The sequence below is a fragment of the Agromyces cerinus subsp. cerinus genome (assembly GCF_900142065.1).
In the GTDB taxonomy this organism is placed as follows: domain Bacteria; phylum Actinomycetota; class Actinomycetes; order Actinomycetales; family Microbacteriaceae; genus Agromyces; species Agromyces cerinus.
Genome location: NZ_FSRJ01000003.1, coordinates 448,569 through 471,240, shown reverse-complemented (window position 1 = coordinate 471,240; position 22,672 = coordinate 448,569). Strand labels below are relative to the sequence as shown.

At 71.1% G+C, this 22,672-nt stretch carries 21 protein-coding genes; 10 read left to right on the top strand and 11 right to left on the bottom strand.

Annotation, left to right across the window (positions count from 1 at the left end):
• Positions 1 to 48 precede the first annotated feature (48 nt).
• Both BUR99_RS12660 and BUR99_RS12655 read right to left on the bottom strand, forming a co-directional pair.
• Positions 49 to 1,383, bottom strand: coding sequence for an ABC transporter substrate-binding protein (locus BUR99_RS12660; protein ID WP_074260710.1), 1,335 nt, complete (start codon positions 1,381 to 1,383; stop codon positions 49 to 51).
• Positions 1,384 to 1,569: 186 nt separating this feature from the next.
• A complete protein-coding gene (locus BUR99_RS12655; protein ID WP_074260709.1) occupies positions 1,570 to 2,736 on the bottom strand; it encodes a DUF4185 domain-containing protein in 1,167 nt (388 codons plus the stop codon).
• A 118-nt stretch (positions 2,737 to 2,854) separates the two neighbouring features.
• Between BUR99_RS12655 and BUR99_RS12650 the strand changes: the two genes are divergently transcribed.
• Together BUR99_RS12650 and BUR99_RS12645 are read left to right on the top strand one after the other, a co-directional pair.
• Positions 2,855 to 3,352: a MarR family winged helix-turn-helix transcriptional regulator gene (locus BUR99_RS12650; protein ID WP_084183966.1), complete on the top strand. Its 498-nt coding sequence runs from the start codon at positions 2,855 to 2,857 to the stop codon at positions 3,350 to 3,352.
• A gap of 5 nt (positions 3,353 to 3,357) precedes the next feature.
• Positions 3,358 to 4,860, top strand: a complete 1,503-nt coding sequence (locus BUR99_RS12645) for an MFS transporter (RefSeq protein WP_074260708.1) — start codon at positions 3,358 to 3,360, stop codon at positions 4,858 to 4,860.
• 270 nt (positions 4,861 to 5,130) lie between these two features.
• On the opposite strand, the gene gdhA is transcribed toward BUR99_RS12645, so the two are convergent.
• Together gdhA and BUR99_RS12635 are read right to left on the bottom strand one after the other, a co-directional pair.
• The gene (gene gdhA, locus BUR99_RS12640) at positions 5,131 to 6,489 is read right to left on the bottom strand and encodes an NADP-specific glutamate dehydrogenase (RefSeq protein ID WP_074260707.1); all 1,359 of its coding nucleotides are present in this window, start codon (positions 6,487 to 6,489) and stop codon (positions 5,131 to 5,133) included.
• 138 nt (positions 6,490 to 6,627) lie between these two features.
• A complete protein-coding gene (locus BUR99_RS12635) occupies positions 6,628 to 7,197 on the bottom strand; it encodes a hypothetical protein (protein WP_074260706.1) in 570 nt (189 codons plus the stop codon).
• A 47-nt stretch (positions 7,198 to 7,244) separates the two neighbouring features.
• Between BUR99_RS12635 and BUR99_RS12630 the strand changes: the two genes are divergently transcribed.
• Both BUR99_RS12630 and BUR99_RS12625 read left to right on the top strand, forming a co-directional pair.
• Positions 7,245 to 8,174: a 2-hydroxyacid dehydrogenase gene (locus BUR99_RS12630; RefSeq protein ID WP_074260705.1), complete on the top strand. Its 930-nt coding sequence runs from the start codon at positions 7,245 to 7,247 to the stop codon at positions 8,172 to 8,174.
• A 111-nt stretch (positions 8,175 to 8,285) separates the two neighbouring features.
• Complete coding sequence (locus BUR99_RS12625) at positions 8,286 to 9,269, top strand: serine hydrolase domain-containing protein (RefSeq protein ID WP_074260704.1); 984 nt, start codon at positions 8,286 to 8,288, stop codon at positions 9,267 to 9,269.
• A gap of 80 nt (positions 9,270 to 9,349) precedes the next feature.
• Here the strand turns inward: BUR99_RS12625 and BUR99_RS12620 are convergent, their stop codons facing one another.
• The 3 genes from BUR99_RS12620 to BUR99_RS12610 all read right to left on the bottom strand — a co-directional run bounded on the left by BUR99_RS12620 (position 9,350) and on the right by BUR99_RS12610 (position 13,018).
• Positions 9,350 to 10,987, bottom strand: coding sequence for an alpha/beta hydrolase (locus BUR99_RS12620; RefSeq protein WP_084183965.1), 1,638 nt, complete (start codon positions 10,985 to 10,987; stop codon positions 9,350 to 9,352).
• A gap of 130 nt (positions 10,988 to 11,117) precedes the next feature.
• Positions 11,118 to 12,089: an aldo/keto reductase gene (locus BUR99_RS12615; protein ID WP_074260703.1), complete on the bottom strand. Its 972-nt coding sequence runs from the start codon at positions 12,087 to 12,089 to the stop codon at positions 11,118 to 11,120.
• A 152-nt stretch (positions 12,090 to 12,241) separates the two neighbouring features.
• Positions 12,242 to 13,018 carry an IclR family transcriptional regulator gene (locus BUR99_RS12610; protein ID WP_074260702.1) on the bottom strand — a complete coding sequence of 259 codons (777 nt, stop codon included), beginning with the start codon at positions 13,016 to 13,018 and terminating at the stop codon, positions 12,242 to 12,244.
• Positions 13,019 to 13,228: 210 nt separating this feature from the next.
• Here BUR99_RS12610 and BUR99_RS12605 point away from each other — a divergent pair, with 210 nt between their 5' ends.
• The 5 genes from BUR99_RS12605 (at position 13,229) to BUR99_RS12585 (ending at position 18,520) form a co-directional block, all read left to right on the top strand.
• Positions 13,229 to 13,819 carry a DJ-1/PfpI family protein gene (locus BUR99_RS12605; protein WP_074260701.1) on the top strand — a complete coding sequence of 197 codons (591 nt, stop codon included), beginning with the start codon at positions 13,229 to 13,231 and terminating at the stop codon, positions 13,817 to 13,819.
• 80 nt (positions 13,820 to 13,899) lie between these two features.
• Positions 13,900 to 15,063 (top strand): NYN domain-containing protein, encoded by a 1,164-nt coding sequence (locus tag BUR99_RS12600; protein WP_084183964.1) that lies wholly within the window; start codon positions 13,900 to 13,902, stop codon positions 15,061 to 15,063.
• 104 nt (positions 15,064 to 15,167) lie between these two features.
• Positions 15,168 to 16,202, top strand: a complete 1,035-nt coding sequence (locus BUR99_RS12595) for an NAD(P)-dependent alcohol dehydrogenase (RefSeq protein ID WP_074260700.1) — start codon at positions 15,168 to 15,170, stop codon at positions 16,200 to 16,202.
• A gap of 84 nt (positions 16,203 to 16,286) precedes the next feature.
• The gene (locus tag BUR99_RS12590; RefSeq protein WP_074260699.1) at positions 16,287 to 17,051 is read left to right on the top strand and encodes a FadR/GntR family transcriptional regulator; all 765 of its coding nucleotides are present in this window, start codon (positions 16,287 to 16,289) and stop codon (positions 17,049 to 17,051) included.
• 74 nt (positions 17,052 to 17,125) lie between these two features.
• A complete protein-coding gene (locus tag BUR99_RS12585) occupies positions 17,126 to 18,520 on the top strand; it encodes an alpha-hydroxy acid oxidase (protein WP_074260698.1) in 1,395 nt (464 codons plus the stop codon).
• Here the strand turns inward: BUR99_RS12585 and BUR99_RS12580 are convergent.
• The 4 genes from BUR99_RS12580 to BUR99_RS12565 form a co-directional block, all read right to left on the bottom strand.
• Positions 18,510 to 18,863, bottom strand: coding sequence for a PQ-loop repeat-containing protein (locus BUR99_RS12580; protein ID WP_234980843.1), 354 nt, complete (start codon positions 18,861 to 18,863; stop codon positions 18,510 to 18,512). The two genes, BUR99_RS12585 and BUR99_RS12580, sit on opposite strands and share 11 nt — an antisense overlap.
• Before the next feature lie 130 nt (positions 18,864 to 18,993).
• Positions 18,994 to 20,628: a response regulator transcription factor gene (locus BUR99_RS12575; RefSeq protein ID WP_074260697.1), complete on the bottom strand. Its 1,635-nt coding sequence runs from the start codon at positions 20,626 to 20,628 to the stop codon at positions 18,994 to 18,996.
• Between the two features lie 218 nt (positions 20,629 to 20,846).
• Entirely contained in the window at positions 20,847 to 21,296 is a 450-nt protein-coding gene (locus tag BUR99_RS12570; protein WP_074260696.1) for a hypothetical protein, read from the bottom strand.
• Between the two features lie 132 nt (positions 21,297 to 21,428).
• Positions 21,429 to 22,019 carry a dihydrofolate reductase family protein gene (locus tag BUR99_RS12565; RefSeq protein WP_074260695.1) on the bottom strand — a complete coding sequence of 197 codons (591 nt, stop codon included), beginning with the start codon at positions 22,017 to 22,019 and terminating at the stop codon, positions 21,429 to 21,431.
• A gap of 72 nt (positions 22,020 to 22,091) precedes the next feature.
• Between BUR99_RS12565 and BUR99_RS12560 the strand changes: the two genes are divergently transcribed.
• Positions 22,092 to 22,664 carry a TetR/AcrR family transcriptional regulator gene (locus BUR99_RS12560; protein ID WP_074260694.1) on the top strand — a complete coding sequence of 191 codons (573 nt, stop codon included), beginning with the start codon at positions 22,092 to 22,094 and terminating at the stop codon, positions 22,662 to 22,664.
• Positions 22,665 to 22,672 lie beyond the last annotated feature (8 nt).

Genomic DNA, 22,672 nt, shown 5'->3' with positions numbered 1-22,672 from the left:
TGAACGTCGGGCGGGTGCGGCAGGGCTGCACCCGCCCCACGTCACGAATCAGTCGCTGCCGGTGCCGGCCAACTTCTGCTTCTCGATCACATCCTCGATCGCCGCCTGGGCCTCGCTCATCGCGGCGGGGATGTCACCGCCCCGCATGGCCTTCTCGAGGCTGGTCGCGAAGGCGAGGCTGACGTCCCACGGGTAGGACGGCTCCGCCTTGGCGTAGGGCACGATGTCCTCGGTGATCGTCGCGAGGAACGGGTTGTCGGCCGCCTCGGGAGTCGCCGCGAGCGCGTCGGTGACCGAGACTCGCGCCGGGTACTTCGAGAAGCCGGTCGCCGTGAAGAAGTCGACGAGCCGATCCGTGTCGTCGTCGGCGAGGAGCCACTGGACGAACGCCGCGGAATCCTCTTGCACCTTCGACTTCGCATCGACGGTGAGCGTCCATCCGCCGAGCGTCGACGTCGGCGAGGTGGGGTCGCCATCGGACGAGGGGAAGGCGGCGACGGCCGTGTTCTCCCACACGCCCGCCCAGTCGGGGTTCGCCGAGAGCTGGCCGAGCGCCCATGATCCGCATGCGCTCATGGCCACTTTGCCTTCACCGAAGAACGAGCAGTCGGCGTATGGATAGGTCGCTTCCTGCGGCATCAGCTTCTCGGTGTAGAGCGTCTGGTAGAACTTCGCGAGATCCTCGTAGGCGGGATCGTCGGCCGACGCCTCCGACCAGTCACCGCGCAGCGGGAAGTCGCCGGCCGCGTTGTACTGGAGGCCCCAGCTCGACCATCCGAGGTCTGGCGCGGTCTGGGCGATGTTCATGCCGTAGACGTCGCCCTTGGTGAGCGTTCGAGCGTCGTCCAGGAGCTCGTCCCACGTCGTCGGCGGCGCATCGATGCCGGCTGCCGAGAGCAGGTCGGTGCGGTAGAACAGCACCGTCGACGGCTCGACGAGCAGGGGGTACGCGTAGACGCCATCGTCGACCGTGACGAACGGAGCGATGTTCTCGGCGATGTCGCTGAAGGCGTCGGCGTCCATCAGTTCGCTGAGGTTCGCGATCTGACCGGTGGCCTGCATGGGCTTGACGTTGCCGTAGCTCGTGGTCTTCACGTCGGGTGCCTTGCCCGCAGCCTGGGCGGCCTTGAGCTTCTGGTCCCAGGTGTCGGCCGGGACCACCAGGAGCTCGACCTCGACCTCGTCCTGGCTCTCGTTGAACTCGGCGACCTGCGCCTTGAACCAGTCCTGCTGGTAGTCCTCGAACTTCTGCTGCCAGAACACGACCTTGGACTTGCCGTCTTCCGTCGTGTTGCTGTTCGCAGGCGTGCAGCCGGCGAGCATGACCCCGACCGCTGCGGCCGCGATGCCGACGGTGGCGAGCCTGGTGATTCTCTTGTGCATTCGTCCCTCCTCAGGAACTCGACTCATCGGTGAGTCGTTGCTGTGGCCGGTCAGGGAGCCCGGTCCGGTTCGATCAGACCGGCGCACCGCCGCTGCGGATCGCCTCTGATCTCGTCTCGGCGTCAGCGTACGCGAAATCGATTTCATGCGCAAGGGTCGCGATGCCGTGCACGAGGCGGTCGCCCATCACTCCGCGCGCTCGAGGTCGACCGAGAACCAGAAGACGTTGTACGGCCCCCACAGCGACAACGTGAAGTAGATCCGCCTGCCTCCCTCGCCGACGTATCGCGGGTTCATGTACGGCGAGTAGAGGCCGGGATGGTCGACGGCGGAGACCATCTCGATCGGCTCGCCCCACGGGCCCCACGGCGTGATGCCCTCGCGCATGTAGGCGTTGCCGTCGTCGGAGTAGGTCATCAGCCACCGGTCGAGGTAGTCCGACCACATGACGGACAGCTCGCCGATCGTGCCGTCGACGATCGTCCTCGCAGCGGCCATGTCGGAGCTCCATTCGGGTGCGCCGTCGCCGTCCGTACCGGTGAAGTACGTGTACGCCGCGGCATCCTCGACCGCCTCGACCGTCGCCGGCACCCGCATGAGCTGAACTCCGCCGAATCGCCCGGCCGGAATCGACCAGAAGTAGACGTACTCGTCGCCGCCCTCCTCGACGTTCGCCGTCGCCACCTGGATGAAGTTCGAGTCACCGGGCCATCGCGGCGCGTCGAGCGCCGTCCAGCTCGCACCCTCGTCGGTCGACTTCGCCAGGCCGGCGTCGTTCGCGTCCCACGCCCCCGGCTCGCCCCAGAACTTCACCGACATGTACGAGAGGTAGAGGGTGTCGCCGATCGCGAAGCCGTACGTCGGGATCTTCGTCACCTCACCCGTGCCGTCGTTCGCGTCGTGGTCGCCTTCGACGAGCGCCTCCGCCCAGCCGAGGTCATCGGCTGGCGCCCAGCCGTCGAAGGTGAGCCCGTCGCTCGGGTCGTCGTCGGTGGTCCAGGCGGAGACGTTCGAGCGCCAGTTGCCGCCCTGCCCGCCGTAGGCGTCGGGGGCGCGGTCGCCGAACGTGTCGCCGAAGAGCAGGAAGGTCTTGTCGCCCAGGTTCACCATCGAGCCGAGGTCAGTGCCCGCCACGGCCGCGGACTCGGTGTCGTTGATGGAGTCGGGCCCGGTGAGCTTCGCGATCTCGGTCAGGTTGCCCACGCCCTCGAGCACGAAGGGCTTGTCGGGGTCGGGGTCGACGTTCACCGGCTCACCTCCCCCGCCTCCCTGGGCGCACGCGCCCAGCATGAGCGCGACGGATGCCCCGAGCGCAAGACTCCACGGAACGCGATTGCTGCCGGCATGGCGCATGATCCTCCTCGATCGTCACCGACACGATACGTCGACGGCCGTGACTTTGAAACCGATTTCAAGAAGCGGGCAGGCCGCGTGGAATCTTTAGCAAGGCTAATTTGTTACACTAAGCAATATGTCGGATGTCGCGCGCCCTGCCTCTGCCGATCGATCGACCCCTGCGGCGCCGACCCGAGCACCGGCCGCACGGCGCCGAACTCTGGCCGAACAGAGCACCGAACTCCGCATCGCGATCATGCGCCTCTCCCGCCGGCTCAGGCAGGAGCGCACCGAGACCGAACTCAGCGGCTCGCAGTTCTCGACCCTCGGCTGGATCTCGACCGAGGGCCCCCTCACGATCGGCCGACTCGCCGAGCTCGAGCGGGTCACCGCGCCGTCGATGAACCGCACGGTGAACTGCCTCGTCGACGCGGGCTACGCCACCCGTACCGCTTCGCCCGACGACGGACGCAAGGTCATCGTCTCCGCCACCGAGGCGGGCGAGACGATCGTGCTCGAGACCCGCCGCCGCCGCGACGCCTGGCTCGCCAAGCGCTTCGCCGCACTCACCCCCGCCGAACGCGAGACGCTCGCCGAGGCCACGACCATCCTCAGGAGGCTCACCGACCAGTGAGTGCAATGTTCAGATCCCTCGCCCACCGCAACTATCGAATCTGGTTCATCGGCGCCCTCGTCTCGAACGTCGGCGCCTGGATGCAGGCCACCGCCCAGAACTGGGTGGTGCTCACCGAACTCACCGACAACGACGCCTTCGCCGTCGGCATCACCATGGCGCTGCAGTTCGCACCGCAGCTGCTGCTCGTGCCGATCACCGGCCTCATCGCCGATCGCTTCGACCGCCGCAAGATCCTCATGGTCACGCAGACCCTGCTCATGCTGCTCGGGCTCGCGCTCGGCCTCCTGCTCGTCTTCGGTCACGCCGAACTCTGGCACCTCTACCTCTTCGCGCTCGCCCTCGGTCTCGTGAACGCCATCGACAACCCCGCACGGCAGACGTTCGTCTCCGACCTCGTGTCGAACTCCGACATGTCGAACGCGGTCGCGCTGAACTCGGCGTCGTTCAACACCGCTCGCATGATCGGCCCCGCCGTCGCGGGCTTCCTCATCGTGCTGGTCGGCTCGGGCTGGGTCTTCATCATCAACGCCTTCACCTTCCTCGCGGTGCTCGGTGCGCTCGCGATGCTGAAGGGCCGGCAGCTGAAGCGCTCTCCGCGCGCACCCCGCGCCAAGGGCCAGTTCGTCGCCGGCTTCCGCTACGTGGCAGGCAGGCCCGACCTCGTCGTGGTCTTCGTCATGGTGTTCCTCATCGGCGCGTTCGGCATGAACTTCCCGATCTTCTCCTCGACGATGGCCGTCGAGTTCGGCCGCGGCGCCGGCGAGTACGGACTGCTCTCCTCGATCCTCGCGATCGGCTCGCTGACCGGGGCGCTCCTCGCGGCTCGACGAGAGCGGGCGCGCATCCGCGTGGTCATCCTCGCCTGCGCGTTCCTCGGCTTCGCGACGCTCACCGCGGCGCTCATGCCCACCTACTGGACCTTCGCCGCCTCGACGATCCTCATCGGACTCGGCGCGGTGACGATCCTCACGACCGCGAACGGCTACGTGCAGACCACGACCGAGCCCGAACTGCGCGGCCGGGTGATGGCGCTGTACATGGCGATCCTCGCGGGCGGCACCCCCATCGGCGCCCCGATCGTGGGCGCCGTCGCCGACGGCATGGGTCCGCGCTGGGCGCTCGGGCTCGCGGCCGTCGCCGCGATGGTCGCCGCACTCATCGGCCTCGGCTGGCTCGTCATGTCACGGGGAATGCGGCTGACGCGGCATCCGCGGTACGCCTGGCGGCCCGCCGTGCAATTCTCGGATGCCCCGACCGCGGCGATCGCGGCGGTGGCCACGCAGTCCGTGCCGACCGTCGGGGTCGATCAGCTCGAGCGCGAGATCGAACGGGAGTTCGGCCGGGATCGCGACGCCGAGCGTGAGCGCAGGATCGACCGCGACCGTGAGCGCGCGTCGGAGCGCGAGCTCGTGCCCCGTGTGCCGAACGACCGGCTCGTGCCCGCCGACTTCTCCGAAGAGGTGGCGCTCACCTCGCCGATCCGTCTGCCGAAGTCGCGCGCCTAGCCCGATTCCGGCGCCACTCCCCCCGCTCCCGGGCGCCACTCCACCGCGGGGTGCCGTCGAGATGACGCGTGTTGTCGGTATTCGCGACCTCGAACCGACAAGACGCGTCATCTCGACGGGCGCGCGCGAGCGCGCGAAGGTGCGAGCGCGCCAGAGTGCGGGCGCGCGAAGGCGCGGGCGCGCCAGAGTGCGGGCGCGCGAAGGTGCGAGCGCGGGCGAGCGGGCGCAATCGCGGGCCACGGCAGCTGCCGGCGAGCAGCCGCCAGCGCGTCAGATGACGCCGAGGGCGAGCATCGCGTCGGCGACGCGCGTGAATCCGGCGATGTTCGCGCCGACCACGTAGTCACCCGGCACGCCGTACTCGTCGGCGGTCGCGGCGGTGCGCTCGTGGATGCCCGCCATGATCTCCGACAGGCGCTCCTCGGTGTGCTCGAAGCCCCACGAGTCGCGTGAGGCGTTCTGCTGCATCTCGAGCGCGGAGGTCGCGACGCCGCCCGCGTTCGCGGCCTTGCCCGGGCCGAAGAGCACTCCGGCCTCGCGCAGCACGCGAAGCGCGCCGGGCGTCGTGGGCATGTTCGCGCCCTCGGCGACGGCGACGACGCCCGAGGCGACGAGCTTCACGGCCTGGGCCTCTGAGATTTCGTTCTGCGTCGCGCACGGCAGGGCGACGTCGATGCGCTCGTCGCTCTCGATGTCCCAGACGGACGCCCCGGGCAGGAACCTCACCCGACCGCCGCGCTCCTCGGCGTAGACCGAGATGCGCTCGCGGCGACGCTCCTTGATGTCGCGGAGCAGCGCGAGGTCGATGCCGTCGGGGTCGTGGATGGCACCCGACGAGTCGGAGGCGCCCACGACGATGCCGCCGAGGGCGTGCACCTTCTCGATGGCGTAGACGGCGACGTTGCCGGAGCCCGAGACGAGCACGCGGGCGCCGTCGAACGAGCGGCCCTTCGTCGCGAGCATGTGCTCGGTGAAGAACACGGCGCCGTAGCCGGTGGCCTCTGTGCGCACGAGCGAGCCGCCCCAGGTCACGCCCTTGCCGGTGAGCACGCCCGACTCGTAGCGGTTGGTGATGCGCTTGTACTGGCCGAAGAGGTAGCCGATCTCACGTGCACCGACGCCGATGTCGCCGGCCGGGACATCCGTGTACTCGCCGATGTGGCGGTAGGCCTCGGTCATGAACGACTGGCAGAACCGCATGATCTCGCCGTCGGAGCGACCCTTGGGGTCGAAGTCGCTGCCGCCCTTGCCGCCGCCGATGGGCATGCCGGTGAGCGCGTTCTTGAAGACCTGCTCGAAGCCGAGGAACTTCACGGTGCCGAGCAGCACCGACGGGTGGAAGCGCAGCCCACCCTTGTACGGGCCGAGCGCCGAGTTGAACTGCACGCGGAACCCGCGGTTGATGCGCACCTGCCCGGCGTCGTCGACCCACGGCACCCGGAAGATGATCTGGCGCTCGGGCTCGCAGATGCGCTCGAGGATCGAGGCCTGCACGTACTGCGGGTTCTTGTCGAGCACCCGCCCGAGCGAGTCGAAGACCTCGCGCACGGCCTGGTGGAACTCCACCTCGCCGGGGTTGCGCCGCAGCGTGTCGGCGTAGATGTCTTCGATGGTGGTGCGGTTCGGCAACGCGCGCCCTTCTGTCGAACGGATGCCACGTGGTGCATGTCGCGCGCGGCCATTCCACACTACCCAGTGTCGAGGAAGACTCCGGACGTGTGACGGCCGCTCCGGCCGAGGCGCGGCCCGGTCCCGGCGGCGCCGGCCTCAGTCCGCGTGAGCGAGCTGCTGGAGCACGATGACCGCGAAGCCGAGCCCGACGAGGATGGCCAGTGCGATCCCCTTCTGCCACCACCGGAGGCGGGTGCGGCGCACCGCGAGGTACCCGATCGCGGCGAGTGTCGCGATGTAGAGGATGCTCGCCGCCCGCAGGGCGGTCGCGAGCTCGATCACGTCCAGCCACGCCAGCACCAGGAGGATGAGCGGCACGGAGGCCGAGGCGAGCGCCTCGCCGGCGACGCGCAGCATCCGACGGAACTCCGCCCCCTCGGGGAACCCCGCATGCACGGCGAGGTACGAGACGACATCGGCGACGAACCCGGCCGCCGTGATGCCGACGATGCCGACGAGCAGGGCGAACGTCGCCTGCTGCGCGGCGAGGTGCTCGGCGTTCGCGAGCTGCACGAGCACGATCGCGAGGCCGGTGAACGTGGCGTAGACGCGTTCCTTCAGCTCCTCGGCGCGCTCTTCGACCGGGCGCCCGGCGAAGCGGTCGCGCCTGCGCCGATGCCCTCCCCGCGCCGCGCCGTCAGCAGCCTCCGCCGCGTCGTGCTCCATGGCCCGGACGTTACCAGTCCCCCGACCCCCTCTGAAAGGATCGGGGCATGACCGACACGCCCCGTCTCCTCGTCACCGTGCCGGGCCAGGCCCTGCTGAACGCCCTCGGCGCCCCGCCGGCCGGAGCCGAGGTGCGGGTCTGGGACCTCACCGGCGAGCCTCCCGCCGACCGCATCGACCTCGTCGTGCCCCCGTACATGGGCGCCGCGGCGCGTCTCTCGGCACTCGAGGGCGTCGCCACCCAGCTCGTGCAGTCGCAGTCGATCGGCTACGACGACGTGCCGGCGGCCCTGCCGGCGGGGCACATCTTCGCCAACGCCGCGAGCGTGCACGAGACCTCGACGGCCGAGCTGACGCTCGCACTGATCCTCGCGTCGCAGCGCGGCATCCCCCACTTCGTGCGGGCGGCCGGCGAGGGCCGTTGGGCGCCGGCACGCTACGAGAGCCTCGCCGACCGCCGCGTGCTGCTGCTCGGCTACGGCGGCGTCGGGCGCGCGATCGAGGCGCGGCTCGCGCCGTTCGAGGTCGAGCTCACCCGGGTCGCGAGCCGCGCCCGGTCCGACGAGCAGGGTTTCATCCGCGGCATCGACGAGCTGCCGACGCTGCTGCCGAACGCCGACATCGTGGTCGTCGGCGTTCCGCTGACCGGCACCACGACCGGCCTCGTCGACGCCGACTTCCTCGCGGCGCTGCCCGACGGCGCCCTCGTCGTGAACATCGCCCGCGGCAGGGTCGCCGACACCGAGGCGATCATCGCCGAGGCCGAATCGGGCCGACTCCGGTTCGCCCTCGACGTCACCGATCCCGAACCGCTGCCGGCGGGGCATCCGCTCTTCGCCCTTCCGAACGTGCTCGTGAGCCCGCACGTCGGCGGTGCCTCGACCGCGATGATGCCGCGCATGGCGCGGTTGCTGCGCGAGCAGATCGAGCGGATGCTGCGCGGCGACGCTCCCCTGAACGTCGTGTACCGCAGCTGACCCGGCCCCGGCTGCGGGTCGAGCCGGTCGAAACCGCCGCCGGTTTCGACAAGCTCAACCCGCAGCTGACCCGAACCCACGAGCTCCACCCAGACCGACCGAGAGGACCCCATGCCCCGCTTCGACGACGCCTTCGACTGGGTGCGACGCCACGTCGCCGCCGAATCTCTGCCGACCGCCGTGCTCGGCATCGCGACGAGCGACGGCATCGTCGCGCTCGAGGCCTTCGGCACCGAGCACGGGCGTGCGACCTCCGTCGACGACCACTACCCGCTCTTCTCGGTGACGAAGCCGCTCGTCGGACTCGCCGCGCTGCGACTCGTCGAGCGGGGGCTGCTGACTCCCGACACGCCGCTCGCGGCCGCCGTGCCCGGCTTCGGCGCCGGTCGCGACGACGTCGTTCGGCTGCGGCATCTCGTGAGCCACAGCTCGGGCATCGCCGAGCCGCCGATGGACGAGGGCGGGCTCCGCGAGTCGCTCGTCGCACCGGGACGGGACTTCGAGGCGGGCACGACGACGCGGTACTCGACCCTCGGGTTCGAGGGCGTGGCCGCCATGATCGAGCACGCCGGGGGCGAGCCGTGGCTCGACGCCGTCACCGCGGTCGCCGGGAGGGCCGGTGCCGACGGGTTCACCCTCGACGTGGATTCGACGCCGCACGAGGTCGTCGATGCCGCCGAACAGGGCCTCGACTACACCCGCTTCGCGGCGCTCGGCCACCCCGGCGCCGGTCTGTTCGGTCGGGCGGGCGACCTGCTCGCGGTGGGCAGCGCGCTGCTCCGCGACGACGGCTCGCTCGTCGCCCCCGTCACCGTCGAGGCGATGCTGCGACCGTTGACCGCCGGCATGACGAAGCTCGAGCCGTACCCGGCGTCGCGCGGGCAGGACTGGGGCTTCACCTGGAACCTGCGCAACAACGCCCCCGGCCTGCTCACCCGCGACAGCTACGGCCACGGCGGATGGGGCGGGTGCGAGTTCTGGATCACCCCGTCGCGGGACGTCTGCTTCGTGCTGCTCACCAACGTCGGCGGCGGGGTCCGGCGCCTCGGCGTCGAGGCCGACGAGCTGCACAACGCGGTGGCCGCGGCGGCCTGAGACGTCGACGCCGGGTCAGCCGGTCCAGGCTCCGAGGCCGTCGGTATCGAAGCACTGCAGCCTCGTCGCACGAGCGTGCGCTATTGGCTGACGCTGCCGACGGGCTGCACCTCCGCGTATCCCTCGAGCACGGCCTGGATGCGCGCCATCGCGGCGGCGTCGAGGCCGCCGTCGCCCGTGATCGCCTGCCAGCCGTCGAGCACCACGTCGCCGTAGTTGTGTCCGTGGCTGGCGGGCACGCTCTCGCCCATGAACATGTCGATGACGACCTGCAGCGCGGTCACGGCGGGGATCCAGCGCATCGAGTCGCTGACCTCGTCGGCGCGCTCGTCGGGCGTCAGCCAGTCGGGCTCCGCCCAGATCAGCTCGAGGCCGAGCCAGGTGACGGGATCGTTCGCGTGCTGCAGGTACGCGACGCGCGGCGCCGCCCAGTCCGGGCCGAGCGCGTGGAAGTCGCCGGGCACCGACAGCCAGCGCACCTCGCGTCCGCCGTCGACGACGGGCTGCCACTGCGGGCTGCCCGCGTCGCGAGCCTCGGTGAGCTCGCGCCACATCGTGGCGCCGTTCGGGCTGCCGACGAGGAGCGCACCCTCGGTGTTCGCGCGCAGGTCGTCCAAGCCGTCGAACGCCTCCTGCGTGCCGTGCGCGCCGAGGCTCAGGCCGTAGACCACGAGCTGCGGGCGACTCGCCTCGGGCAGGGTCTCCCACTTCGCCCGCACGGCCTCGAACAGAGCGACGGATGACGCGACCGGCGCATCGGGGTCGAAGACGAACGACACCCAGCTCGGCGTGTACGCGTACTGCATCGACACGATCGCGGTGTCGCCGCCGTGGAGGTACTCGACGGCGTCGACGGCCTGAGGCTCCAGCCACCCCGACCCGGTGGTCGTGGCGACCACGAGCACGTCGCGGTCGAACGCCCCGGTGCGTTCCAGCTCGCGCACCGCGATGGCGGCGCGTTCCTCGACGGTCGGCGCGTTCGCCTGGCCGACGTAGACGCGCACGGGCTCGAGCGCCGGGCGACCGGTGAGCTCCTCGATGTCGGCGGCCTTCGGACCGCCGCCGAGGAAGGCGGTGCCGTGCCGGCCCACGAGATCCCACTCGACCTCGGAATCGGGTCCCGCCGATCGGAAGGCGCTCATCGGCTCGGTGACCCACGGGGCCGCGGGGCCGTTGTTCGCGAGGTAGAGCCGGTCGAGGCCGAACATCACGACCGACACGAGCGCAACGGTCGAGGCGACGACGATCGCCACCGTCGCGGTCATGCCCCAGCCGCGTCCGAGCCGGGCGGACAACCGCATGCCGAGTCGTCGCTCGGCACGGGCGAGGGCGATGCCGATGAGCACGACCGGCACGAAGCCGGCGAAGAAGAGCAAGCCGTCGAACCCGTCGATCTCGGGCAGCTCGACCGTGTTGCGCACCTCGTTCTGCCATCCCACCGAGGCGAAGGCGAGGAGGATCGCGAGCAGCACGGCAAGCCCGAGGTAGACCCACCACGCGATGCGGCGGTGCTCCGGCTTCGGCCGCCAGTGGACGAAGCGGCGGACCAGCCACCACGCGAAGACCCCGATGCCGTATCCGATCAGGAACGCGAACGCGGTGATGATGCCCTGGAACAACGCGGGGCGCGGCAGCAGCGACGGCGTCATCGAGAGGGCGGCGACGAGCAGCCCGATGAGCGCGCCTCCGGGATCGAGTCTCCACCAGCGAGCCTTCACGCCGACCCCCTCCCGCCGTCGCGCTCGGGCGACGTCACCGCATCATTCCACGGCGACCGGTCGGGATCGCGGCAACGCAGCCCTTCGCGGGCCGTGTCGCGGCGATGCCGCGATGCCGCGACCCGTCCCCTCAGGCCGAGGCGTGCGCGAGCGCGGCGAGCTCCTCGTCGGTCAGCTCGAGCGGGATCGACGCGAGCAGGTCGCCCAACTGCTCGACGGTGCGCGCGCTGGCGATGGGCGCGACGACCGTCGGCTGCTGTCGGAGCCACGCGAGCGAGACCGAGGCGACGGATGTCCCGTGCGCGGCGGCGACCGCGTCGAGCACGGCGAGCACCCGGTCCCCGCGCTCCCCGACGTACGGCGCCGCGCCGCCGGCGCGAACACTCGCGCCGCTGGCGGTGACATCCGCCTCGGTGCGGTACTTGCCCGCGAGGAAGCCCTTCGCGAGCGAGAAGTAGGGGAAGACCGCGAGCCCCTCGCGTTCGGCGCGCTCGCGCAGGCCGTTGGACTCGAAGTCGCGCTCGACGAGGTTGTAGTGCGGCTGCAGGGCGACCGCACGGTGCAGGCCGTTCGCCTCCGTCACCCGGAACCACTCGTCGATGCGCTCGGGCGTGTAGTTCGAGATGCCGATCGCCCGTACCTTGCCGGCGTCCACGAGCGCGGAGAAGGCCCCGACGGTCTCCTCGAGCGGCACGTCGGCATCGTCGAAGTGGGCGTAGTAGAGGTCGATCACGTCGGTGCCGAGGCGCTGGAGCGAGGCATCCGCCGCAGCCCGGATGTTCGAAGCCGAGAGGCCCGCGAAGTCGGGGTGCGTGCTCACCTTGGTGGCGATGACGACATCGTCGCGCGAACCGCGCGACGCGATCCATTCCCCGATGAGGCGCTCGCTGTCACCACCCGTGTTCCCGGGCACCCAGGCCGAGTAGCCGTCGGCGGTGTCGAGGAAGTTCCCACCGCCGGCCGTGAACGCGTCGAGCACGGCGAACGTCGCGTCGCGGTCAGCGGTCCAGCCGAAGACGTTGGTGCCGAGCGACAGCGGCGCGATCGCGAGGTCGGACGCGCCGATGCGGGCGCGGTCGGCGGTCTGGGCGGGTTCGGTCATGCGGACTCCTCGAGGATTCGGGTGGCGGGCTCGGCGCCGGTCCGCGCGGGGCTCGCTCATGGGCGAACGCCGGCGACCGACATCCGAAGCCAACCGCACCGAGTCGGCGGGTGTTCCCGGATTACGCGAGATCACCGCAGGTGACGCGGGACTCAGCCCGAGAGCCGTGCGGAGACCTGCCACGCGCCGCGGCGCACCGCACGCTCGAGGTGCGCGGACCGAGCGGCGAAGTCCTTCGCCTGCACCGACACCGACACCGCGCCGACGGTGCGGCCCGCCGCCGACCGCACGGGGGCGGCGATGCACGCGAGCTTCGGCAGGTACTCCTCGATCTCGACGGCCACCTGCTGGGCCCGGATCTCGTCGAGCTGGTCGTGCAGCGTCGCGGCATCCGTGATGCTCGACGCCGTGAGGCGTGCGGGCGAGTGCCGCTCGAGGAAGCGGGCGACCCCGGCGTCGTCGCGCGAGGCCAGCATGAGCTTGCCGAACGCGGTCGTGTGCGACGCCTCGGAGAACCCCACGTGGAGCTGCCCGATGCGGGGGTGCGCGGCCGAGTCCTCGATGTGCGCCACGGCGATGTCGTCGCCCCGGAACACCGTGAGGTAGGCCGGTGCGCCCACGGCGTCGTGCATCGCCCGCAGCACCTGGCGCACCGGGTCGGTCGCGACGAGCTGGTACTGGAGCGCCCGCCCGAGCTGGTCGACCGTGCGGCCGAGGATGTAGCGGTGCTCGCCCGACTGCCTCGCGAGGTAGTCCTGCCGGTGCAGCGTCGCGAGCAGGCGGTAGGTGGTCGACTGGCCGAGTCCGAGCCGCTGGGCGATCTCGGCGGCCGTGAGCCCGGTGGGCGCCGCACCGACGAGTTCGAGGATGCGCAGCACGCGCTCGGCCGACTGGATGCCCGCGCCGCCGTGGCGCTCCTCTGCGCTCATGCCCCGATGCTACGCCCGGCACCCGCCCCGCGACATGGCTGCACTGCGGCGAGCGCGGCGGATTCGGAGCCGTTTCGCACATAGTGCGAACGCGGTGTGACACGAGCCGATCGGCGGCGCAGAGTTGCCCCGTCGACGCAGACGCGGCGACCCGCCCGAGTCGCCGACCCGCGGCATCCGTACAGCGAAGTACCACCGGAGGTACCCCTCATGACCAAGATCCTCATCATCACCGGCGACGCCGCCGAGACGCTCGAGGTGCTCTACCCGTACGAGCGGCTGAAGGAGGAGGGCTTCGAGGTGCACATCGGCGCGCCCGAGGTTCGCAAGCTGCAGTTCGTCGTGCACGACTTCGTCGACGGCTTCGACACCTACACCGAGAAGCTCGGCCACACCTGGCCGGCGGACGTCGCGCTCGCCGACGTCGACCCGGCCGACTACGCAGCGATCGTGATCCCCGGCGGCCGCGCGCCCGAGTACCTGCGAAACAACGAGGACGCCAAGCGCATCGTGCGCCACTTCTTCGCGACGGATGCCCCGGTCGCTGCCACCTGCCACGGCCCGCTGCTGCTCGCGGCCGCCGGCGTGCTCGCCGGTCGCACCTCGTCGATCTACCCCGAGCTGGCGATCGACGTGGAGGTCGTGGGCGGCGTCTTCGAGAACGGCGGCGGCGTGGTCGACGGCAACCTCGTCACCTCGCGCGCCTGGCCCGACAACGGAACGTGGATGAAGGCGTTCCTGGGCGTGCTCGACGCCGCAGGGGTTCGTGCCGAGGGCGAGCTCGTCGCGGCATCCGCCTGACGACGTCGCGGGGAGTGCCTCCGGTTCTCGCACAGCCCACGGGCGTAGCATCGGAGACACACCCCCGATGGAAGGTCTTCATGCCCGTCTCGGCAGAACCCCGCGTGGCCCTGTACTTCGACTTCGACAACATCGTGATCTCGCGCTACGACCAGCTGCACGGCGACCCAGGCTCGCGCAGGGTCAGCGCCTACCGCAAGGACACCTCGACGAGCAAGGCGCCCGCCGCCGGATCGGAGACGGCGAAGAAGCTCGCCGAGGCGACGGTCGACGTCGACGCCGTGCTCGACTTCGCGGCGACCTTCGGCACGATCGCGATCGCCCGCGCCTACGCCGACTGGTCGACTCCCGTGAACGCGAGCTACCGCGGTCAGCTCATCGACCGCGCCGTCGACCTCGTGCAGCTGTTCCCGCTCTCCGCGACGAAGAACGGCGCCGACATCCGCCTGGCCGTCGACGCCGTCGAGGACATGTTCCGCATCGACGACCTCACCCACATCGTGATCGTCGCCGGCGACTCCGACTACGTCGCACTCGCGCAGAAGGCCAAGCGCCTCGGGCGCTACGTCGTCGGCATCGGCGTCGCGGGCGGCACGAGCCGGGCGCTCACCGCAGCCTGCGACGAGTACGCCGACTACGACACCCTGCTCGCGACCGATGCCGCGGTCACCGACGACGAGGCGGCGGATGCCGCGGCGAGCGCCGCCGAGCCCGCGGCCGCGCCGACGACCGGGCGCCGAACGCGGGCGAAGGCCGCGGCGGAGCCGGCCGACGCCACGGCGACCGACGGTGCGACGGAACCGGCCGCTGATGCCTCGACCAAGGCCCCGACCCGCCGCCGCCGTGCCACCACGAAGTCGGTCGCGGATGCCTCGGCCACGGCGCCGGCCGAGACGGCCGAGCCCGCAGAGGCACCCGAACCGCCGGCCAAGCGCGCCTCGGCCAGGGCGCTGCAGTTCGTCGCCCCGACCGACCACGCGCCGGCCGACGACACCGCAGGAGGCAGTCCGCGCAACCCCAGCCGCCTGCTGCTCAAAGCGCTCGAGCTGCTCCATGCCAAGAACGACGAGGAGTGGCAGTCGTCGAGCACCGTGAAGAACCAGATGATGCGCATGGACCCGAGCTTCCAGGAACGCCGACTCGGGTTCGCCTCGTTCACCGACTTCCTGAAGTCGCGCGGCGGCGTGGTCGAGCTCGACGAGACCGGCCGGGGTCGCGTGCGCATCCGCCCGACGAAGGACTGACCCCGCGGCATCCGCTCGCCGTCGTTCACCGACACCGTTCAGGCCCGGGGAGAAGACTGGGATCGTCCGGCGTACTGGACGCCGGTCGCGAACGGGAGGGTGCCATGAAGGCGGTGCAGTATCGGACCATCGGCGGATCACCGGAGGTCGTCGAGATCGAGGTTCCGGAACCGGGGCCGGGTGAGGTGCGCCTGAAGGTGACCGCCGCGGGCGCCTGCCACTCCGACAGCTTCGTGATGGGCCTGACCGAGGAGCAGTACACCTACGGCCTGCCGCTCACGCTCGGCCACGAGGGCGCCGGCATCGTCGACAAGCTCGGCGACGGCGTCACCGGCGTCGCGATCGGCGACTCCGTCGCGGTCTACGGCCCGCAGGGCTGCGGCCGCTGCTACCAGTGCGCCCAGGGCAAGGAGAACTACTGCGAGCGCGCCGTCGAACTCGGCATCGCCCCTCCCGGGCTCGGCGCCCCCGGCGCGATGGCCGAGTACATGATCGTGCGCAGCGACCGGCACCTGCTGCCCCTCGGCGACCTCGACCCGGTGCAGAACGTCGCGCTCACCGACGCGGGCCTCACGCCGTACCACGCGATCAAGATGTCGCTGCCGAAGCTCGTGCCGGGCACGACCGCCGTCGTCATCGGCGCGGGCGGCCTCGGCCACGTGGCGATCCAGATCCTCCGAGCGATCACGCCGTCGACGGTCATCGCACTCGACCTGGGCGAGGAGAAGCTCGCACTCGCCCGCGAGGTGGGCGCGCACCACGCGTTCGCCTCCGACGCCGATGCCGCCGAGCGGATCCGCGAGGCCACCGGCGGGCGCCCGGTCACGGCGGTGTTCGACTTCGTCGCGATCCAGCCGACCATCGACCTCGGCCGCAGCGTCGCCGGCGTCGAGAGCGACCACGTGATCGTCGGCGTCGGTGCCGGCATGCTGCCGGTCGGCATGCTCGGCGCCCCCTACGACTCGACGGTTCGCGCCCCCTACTGGGGTTCGCGCGCCGAGCTGTTCGAGGTGTTCGACCTGGCCCGCGCCGGGCTCGTGAAGGTGGAGACCGAGGTGTTCCCGATCGACGAGGCCCCCGAGGCGTACCGACGCCTGCACGACGGCACGCTGCGCGGCCGGGCGATCATCGTCCCGTAGCCGCCGCGAGCGCCGGCGATCCCTGTGGTCTGACCACACATGCTAGTGTGGTCAGACCACAGACGCGCGGAGAGGACGATCGGCATGGGCGCTGAGACATCCGACACCCCGCGCGCCTGGCGCACCGTGCTCGAGCACATCGAGACGCAACTGCTCGAGGGCGCCCTGCGCCCCGGCGACCGGCTGCCCGGCGAGCGCGCCCTCTCGGCCGAGCTCGGCGTCGGCCGTTCGAGCGTGCGCGAGGCGCTGCGCGTGCTCGAGGTGCTCGGGCTCATCCGCACCGCCGCGGGCTCCGGCCCGAACTCGGGCGCGATCATCATCGCGACTCCCGGCGGCGGCATGTCCGCGCTCATGCGGCTGCAGGTCGCGGCGAGCGGGTTCCCCGTCGCCGACATCGTGCGCACCCGGCTCATCCTCGAGACCTCGGTCGCCGGCGATCTCGCCGAGGCGGAGGCGAACACGGCCGCGGCCGCAGCAACGAACGCCGACGCGCCGGCACCCGACCTCGCCCCGGCGGAGCTGCTGCTCGACGCCATGGACTCCCCCGACCTCGCGCCGACCGAGTTCCTCGCCCTCGACGCCGCCTTCCACCTCGCCCTCGCCGAGGCATCCGGCAACCAGGTGATCACCGCGACGATGGCCGGCCTCCGCAGCGGCATCGAGGGGTACGCCCTCGAGGGCGTCGCCGCGATCACCGACTGGCACACGACCTCCGCCCGCCTCCGCAGCGAGCACCGCGGCATCGTGGAGGCCATCAGGCGAGCGGATGCCGCATCCGCCCGCACCCGTACCCACGACCACATCTCGGGCTACTACGCCGAGACGTTCGTCGACACCCCACCGAGATGACGCGAATCGACCTTCCGCCCACCCACGAAGGTCGATTCGTGTCATCTCACCGGCACCGAAAGAGAGCAGCACCGATGGTCCAGCGCCAGTTCCCGAACCCCAAGGAGCTCGCCGAGCTCATGCGCTTCAAGGCGCCGACCCTGAACGCGAAGCAGCGTCGCCTCGACAAGGCCCTCACGATCGCCGACCTCCGCGACATCGCGAAGCGCCGCACGCCGAAGGCGCCGTTCGACTACACCGAGGGCGCCGCCGAGGGCGAGATCTCGCTGAAGCGCGCCCGTCAGGCCTTCGAGGACATCGAGTTCCACCCGGCGATCCTGCGCAATGTGCCCGAGGTCGACATGAGCCGCGAGGTGCTCGGCGGCCCGACCGCCCTGCCGTTCGGCATCGCGCCCACCGGCTTCACGCGCATGATGCAGACCGAGGGCGAGACTGCGGGCGCCGGCGCTGCGGGTGCCGCTGGCATCCCGTTCACCCTGTCGACCATGGGCACGACCTCGATCGAAGACGTGAAGGCCGCGAACCCGAACGGCCGCAACTGGTTCCAGCTCTACGTGATGCGCGACCGCGAGAAGTCGTACGAGCTCGTGCGCCGCGCGGCCGCCGCGGGCTTCGACACCCTCTTCTTCACCGTCGACACCCCCGTCGCCGGCGCGCGCCTGCGCGACACCCGCAACGGCTTCTCGATCCCGCCGCAGCTCACGCCTGCGACCGTCGTCAACGCGATCCCCCGCCCCGAGTGGTGGATCAACTTCCTGACGACCCCGAAGCTCGAGTTCGCCTCGCTCTCCTCGACCGGCGGCACCGTCGGCGAGCTCATCGACGGCATGTTCGACCCGACCATCTCGTTCGACGACCTCGAGACGATCCGCGCCATGTGGCCGGGCAAGATCGTCGTCAAGGGCGTGCAGACGGTGCAGGACGCGCAGATCCTCGCCGGCAAGGGCGTCGACGGCATCGTGCTCTCCAACCACGGCGGGCGCCAGCTCGACCGCGCGCCGATCCCCTTCCACCTGCTGCCGCACGTCGTGCGCGAGGTCGGCTCCGACATGGAGGTGCACCTCGACACCGGCATCATGTCGGGCGCCGACATCGTGGCATCCGTCGCCCTCGGCGCGCGCTTCACGCTCATCGGCCGCGCGTACCTCTACGGCCTCATGGCCGGCGGCCGCGAGGGCGTCGACAAGACCATCTCGATCCTCTCGACCCAGATCGCCCGCACGATGAAGCTGCTCGAGGTGTCGACGCTCGACGAGCTCGGCCCGCAGCACGTCACGCAGCTGTCGCGCTTCACGGCGCTGCCGAAGCCGATGACGGATGCCGCGGAGCAGGCGGTCTCGGCCAAGCCCAAGACGGTGCGCGCCCCGCGTGCCGCCGGGTCGGCAGCGAAGTCCGCGGCGAGCAGCTCGACCAGGGCTGCGAAGCCCGCCTCGACCAAGGCTGCGAAGCCCGCCGCGGTCAAGCAGTAGTCGCGACGACCTCGTCCACCCGCTCGGGCGCGTGCTCGAGCGGGTGCTCGGGTGATCCCTCCTGTCGTCGCGGTGCGCCGTGCCGTCCTGCGCGATAGCGCAGGAACCACACCAGCATGAGCAGCGAGGCGACCAGGTAGAAGCCGTGCAGGAACCAGATCGGCCCGAGCGGCAGGCTGAACACGTAGATCGAGTGCACGGCGTTGCCGACGTTCGTGATCGCGAGGTTGCCGAGGCTGTACGACGTGAGGTCCTTCGTGCGCGCCGCCTTCACCAGCATGGGCAGGTAGCTCATGGCGAAGAGGCCGGTCGATACGACGCCGGCGAACACGGCGAGATCCATGGAACCGACGGTACGAGGGTCGCCGACCTGCAGCATCGGGAGAATCCCCCATTCGGCAGGTCGGTTCGGAGTCGTCCGGACATCCGTCTGGAGCACTGCCGCACGCCCTCGGGGCATCCGTCCCCCGACCTCACATCAGGGCGTGCTCGTAGGCGTAGGCCGTGGCCGCCGCGCGCGACGAGATGCCGAGCTTCGCGAACACGTTGCTGAGGTGCCGGTCGACGGTCTTCTCGCTGAGGTAGAGCTGGCCGGCGATGACACGGTTCGTCTTGCCCTCGGCGACGAGGCGAACGACCTCGACCTCTCGAGCGGTCAAGGGCGTCGACCGGCTCCCGGGCGATCGACGTGCCAGCTCGTCGACGCGCAGCACGTCGGGAACCGCGCCGAGCGCGTCGAACACCTCGCGTGCCGCCTCCAGGTCCATCGCGGCCGACGCGTCATCGCCGAGCGCCTGCGCGGCCTTCGCCGCGAGCACCCGGCATCGGGCGGCCTCGTAGGGTGCGTCGAGCTCCTGCCACAACGCCCACGCGCTGCGCAGCGCCGGGAGCGCTCCGCGTGCATCGCCCTCCTCGAGTCGCACGGCCGCCTCCGATCTCGCGGCGATCGCCTGCATCATCGGAATCTCCGCGACGGAGGCGGCGGCGGTCAGTTCATCGGCGACCCGCCTGGCCGCCACGAGGTCGCCGGCCGCGAGGTCGATCTCGACGAGGGCGGCGAGCAGCCCCCGCCTGGTCGCTGGGTCGGCCTGCTCGGCCGCCTCGTCGATGCTCGACCGCGCGAGGCGGATCCTCCCCTGCGCGAGTCGCAGGAGCGCGATTCCGGGTTGCGCCGGGTACCCGGTCTCGGCCGCGCGATGGAAGGCGCGCTCGGCCGCGTCGAAGTCGCCGCGCAGGCGAAGCACCTCGCCCTCCTGGTACCACGCCCCGAACGACCCGGTCCAGTCGCCGCGCGCCACCCGATCCTGGGCGACCCGCGCCGCCGCGACCGCATCGCCCCACGCCCCGTGCAATTGGTAGAGCTCGGCCCGGTGCGCCTGGCACTGCCCGCTGAACATCACCATCTCGGGCCGGTCGCCGCACCAGCGATCGAGCGCGATCGTCCACTGCTGCGCCCGGCGCACGTCGAAGGCCAGGTGGCAGGTGTTGATGACCGAGCAGTAGACGACACCGGATGCCACGGGCGAGATCTCCCCCGCGGTGACGGCGACCATCGCCTCGTCGAGCAGCGCGAGCCCGCCGACCGGATCACCGAGCATCAGCCGCGCCTGGCCCTGACCGAGCTGCGCCAGCGCGGTCGCATCCCGGTCGTGCACGCGTTCGGCGATCGCGAACGCCTCAGCGAAGGTGCTCGCCGCTCGCGCGGGTTCTCCCGAGTAGAGGTCGTCGAGTGCAGCGGCGACGAGCAGGAGCGCATCCGAGGACTCGGCGCCGGCCTCCGTCGTCTCGGCGATCCGCCGTGCGCGGGCGAGCCAGCCGTTGCCCCGGGCGTCGTCGCCCTTGCCCATGAGGTAGATGCCGATCCAGGTCGCGATCCGGGCCGCGCCCGCGACATCCGCGACCTCGAGCGAGGCCTCGTGCGCCCGCGTGGCGATGTCGATGCCCTCGGCGTCGCGTCCGAGGAGCAGCATCGCCGTCGACAGCCGCTCGAGATCGGCCGGGGCGAGCGCAGCCTCGTGGTCGGCACGCGTCAGCGCCTCGGACGCCGCTTGCCACTGGTGCTCGGCGAACGCTGCTCGACCGAGATCGAGCGAAGCGGAGATCGTCATGGCCCCGTCCAGCCTGACGGCGGCACGGCTCACGCCCGACGGCGCGCCGGCACCCGTCGTTACGAGTCACGGTAACCCCGCGCAGCCACCCCCGCAAGGGCGCGGCGTTCGCGTCTCCCGCTGCTCCCCGCTCCGCTCTCCCCGTTCCCTCGCCTGCCGAGAGGACTCATGTCGTCGCTTCCAAACGCGCGAATACGACGACACGCGTCCTCTCGGCATCAGCTCTTCGACGCGTCGGTGGACGTGACGGCTGCGGCGACCGCCATCTGCGCCGCGACGATCTTCGCCATCTGCTGGGCCTGCTTGGCTTCGGCGCGGCGGCGCTTGATCATCCTGGAGCGCGCTTTCGCGGCATCCGCTCCGCTCGCACCCACCCGCCGACCGGCATCGCCACGTCCGCCGGCCGGCGTCCCGAGCGATGCCCGTGCGAGGCGAGCCTCCGCGCGCCCGGCCCGTCGCTGCGCCCGACCGGGGCGTCGCTGGACCTCGCGCCCCGCCCGGAGGATCTCCTCGTGCACCGAGGCGGCGATCTCCTGGAGCTCGGCGCGTGCCGCCGACGAGAGCCGTCGCGCGAGCTTCTGCGTCTCGCGCTCGGCGCGCTTCGCCTCGATGACTGCCAGCGCTGCTCGCTCTCGGCGGTCTCGCTTCCCACGGAATCCCACGGTCATGGCCTCTCCTCCCGATCACGCGGTCCGCAGCCGCATCGCGGACACCTCCGGGTCTACGCGATCGCGGAATCCGCGGCAAGGGGGTTGCGGACCGCGCTCCATCGAATCCGGCGATGCCGCCCGCCGTGTCGACTACGCCGAAGGCCGGCGCACGTACTCGGAGACGACGACACCGGACTCGAACGCCGTCGTGCCGACCTCCTCGAAGGCGCGCGGACGGTACGCCCCCGGTGCGAACAGCGGAATCCCGTCGCCGAAGAGCAGCGGGCTGCGCTTCAGCACGAGACGGTCGATCTCATCGGCCAGCACGGTGGCGAGCGATCCCCCGCCGCAGAGCCAGATCGACGCGCCCGGCTCGGCCTTCAGCCGCCGCACGACCTCGACCGGATCCTCGCCGGTGAGCGTCAGATTCGGATGCTCCCCCGGGATGTCGGCCTCGCCGCGTGTTCGCGAGAACACGAACTGCCGAAGATGGCGGTACGGACTCGGCACGGTCGGGAGGCCGACCGCCAGGGTGTTCCACCCCATGACGACGGTGTCGAACATCGAGCCGGTCGGCTCGATGCCGAGCACGTCCGCGATATGCGTCGGCACGGCATCGGCGAACCGCGTGTTGAGGTGGTGCATGTGATCGCCCTCCACGGGGAAGGCGTCGAACTCACCGGCGGGGCCGGCGATGTAGCCGTCGAGGCTGACGGCGACGTAATAGACGAGTTCTCGCATGGGCGCTCCAATCACAACTTCTGTAGTGATTGGGAGACTACATCACCTGTAGTGGTTGCGCTAGCATGAGGCATGGCGAAGAACGATGAGCGACGACGGATGCTCGCCGATGCGGGCCTGGGCGTGCTCGCCCGGGAGGGCTCACGCGGCCTCACCCACCGCGCGATCGACGAGGCGGCAGGTGCGCCGACGGGCACGACGTCCAACTACTTCCGCAGCAGAGAGGCGCTCATCGCCGGGCTGGTCGAACGCATCGGCGAGCGCCTCGCCCCGACCGAGGAGGACCTCGCGCGGCGTGCCGTCGAGACGCCGAACCGCGCCCTCTTCGCCGACTACCTGCGCGACATCGTGCGCCGGCTCACGACCGAACGCGAGGTGACGCTCGCACTCTTCGAGCTCCGCCTCGAGAGCACCCGGCGCCCCGAACTCGCCGCCGTGCTCGGCGCCTGGCAGCGCGCAGGATTCGACGGCGACGTCGCGTTCAACACGGCGGCGGGCCTGCCCGGCGGCCGACACGAGATCGCGCTGTTCCACTACGCGATCGACGGCCTGCTGCTCGACCGGCTCACGACGCCGCTCGACCCCGAGACCTCGACCGACGACATCGTCGACGCGCTCGTCGACGGGCTCCTGCCGACCGGTTAGGCAGCACC

Excerpts from the sequence above, each read along its gene's own strand:
- BUR99_RS12625 (WP_074260704.1), top strand. The coding sequence starts at position 8,286 with ATGCCCCGCTTCGACGACGCCTTCGACTGGGTGCGACGCCACGTCGCC.
- BUR99_RS12585 (WP_074260698.1), top strand. The coding sequence starts at position 17,126 with ATGGTCCAGCGCCAGTTCCCGAACCCCAAGGAGCTCGCCGAGCTCATG.
- BUR99_RS12630 (WP_074260705.1), top strand. The coding sequence starts at position 7,245 with ATGACCGACACGCCCCGTCTCCTCGTCACCGTGCCGGGCCAGGCCCTG.
- BUR99_RS12655 (WP_074260709.1), bottom strand. The coding sequence starts at position 2,736 with ATGCGCCATGCCGGCAGCAATCGCGTTCCGTGGAGTCTTGCGCTCGGG.
- BUR99_RS12650 (WP_084183966.1), top strand. The coding sequence starts at position 2,855 with ATGTCGGATGTCGCGCGCCCTGCCTCTGCCGATCGATCGACCCCTGCG.
- BUR99_RS12570 (WP_074260696.1), bottom strand. The coding sequence starts at position 21,296 with ATGACCGTGGGATTCCGTGGGAAGCGAGACCGCCGAGAGCGAGCAGCG.
- BUR99_RS12565 (WP_074260695.1), bottom strand. The coding sequence starts at position 22,019 with ATGCGAGAACTCGTCTATTACGTCGCCGTCAGCCTCGACGGCTACATC.
- BUR99_RS12590 (WP_074260699.1), top strand. The coding sequence starts at position 16,287 with ATGGGCGCTGAGACATCCGACACCCCGCGCGCCTGGCGCACCGTGCTC.
- BUR99_RS12645 (WP_074260708.1), top strand. The coding sequence starts at position 3,358 with ATGTTCAGATCCCTCGCCCACCGCAACTATCGAATCTGGTTCATCGGC.
- BUR99_RS12560 (WP_074260694.1), top strand. The coding sequence starts at position 22,092 with ATGGCGAAGAACGATGAGCGACGACGGATGCTCGCCGATGCGGGCCTG.
- BUR99_RS12605 (WP_074260701.1), top strand. The coding sequence starts at position 13,229 with ATGACCAAGATCCTCATCATCACCGGCGACGCCGCCGAGACGCTCGAG.
- BUR99_RS12575 (WP_074260697.1), bottom strand. The coding sequence starts at position 20,628 with ATGACGATCTCCGCTTCGCTCGATCTCGGTCGAGCAGCGTTCGCCGAG.
- BUR99_RS12595 (WP_074260700.1), top strand. The coding sequence starts at position 15,168 with ATGAAGGCGGTGCAGTATCGGACCATCGGCGGATCACCGGAGGTCGTC.
- BUR99_RS12610 (WP_074260702.1), bottom strand. The coding sequence starts at position 13,018 with ATGAGCGCAGAGGAGCGCCACGGCGGCGCGGGCATCCAGTCGGCCGAG.
- BUR99_RS12580 (WP_234980843.1), bottom strand. The coding sequence starts at position 18,863 with ATGGATCTCGCCGTGTTCGCCGGCGTCGTATCGACCGGCCTCTTCGCC.
- BUR99_RS12635 (WP_074260706.1), bottom strand. The coding sequence starts at position 7,197 with ATGGAGCACGACGCGGCGGAGGCTGCTGACGGCGCGGCGCGGGGAGGG.
- BUR99_RS12615 (WP_074260703.1), bottom strand. The coding sequence starts at position 12,089 with ATGACCGAACCCGCCCAGACCGCCGACCGCGCCCGCATCGGCGCGTCC.
- BUR99_RS12600 (WP_084183964.1), top strand. The coding sequence starts at position 13,900 with ATGCCCGTCTCGGCAGAACCCCGCGTGGCCCTGTACTTCGACTTCGAC.
- BUR99_RS12660 (WP_074260710.1), bottom strand. The coding sequence starts at position 1,383 with ATGCACAAGAGAATCACCAGGCTCGCCACCGTCGGCATCGCGGCCGCA.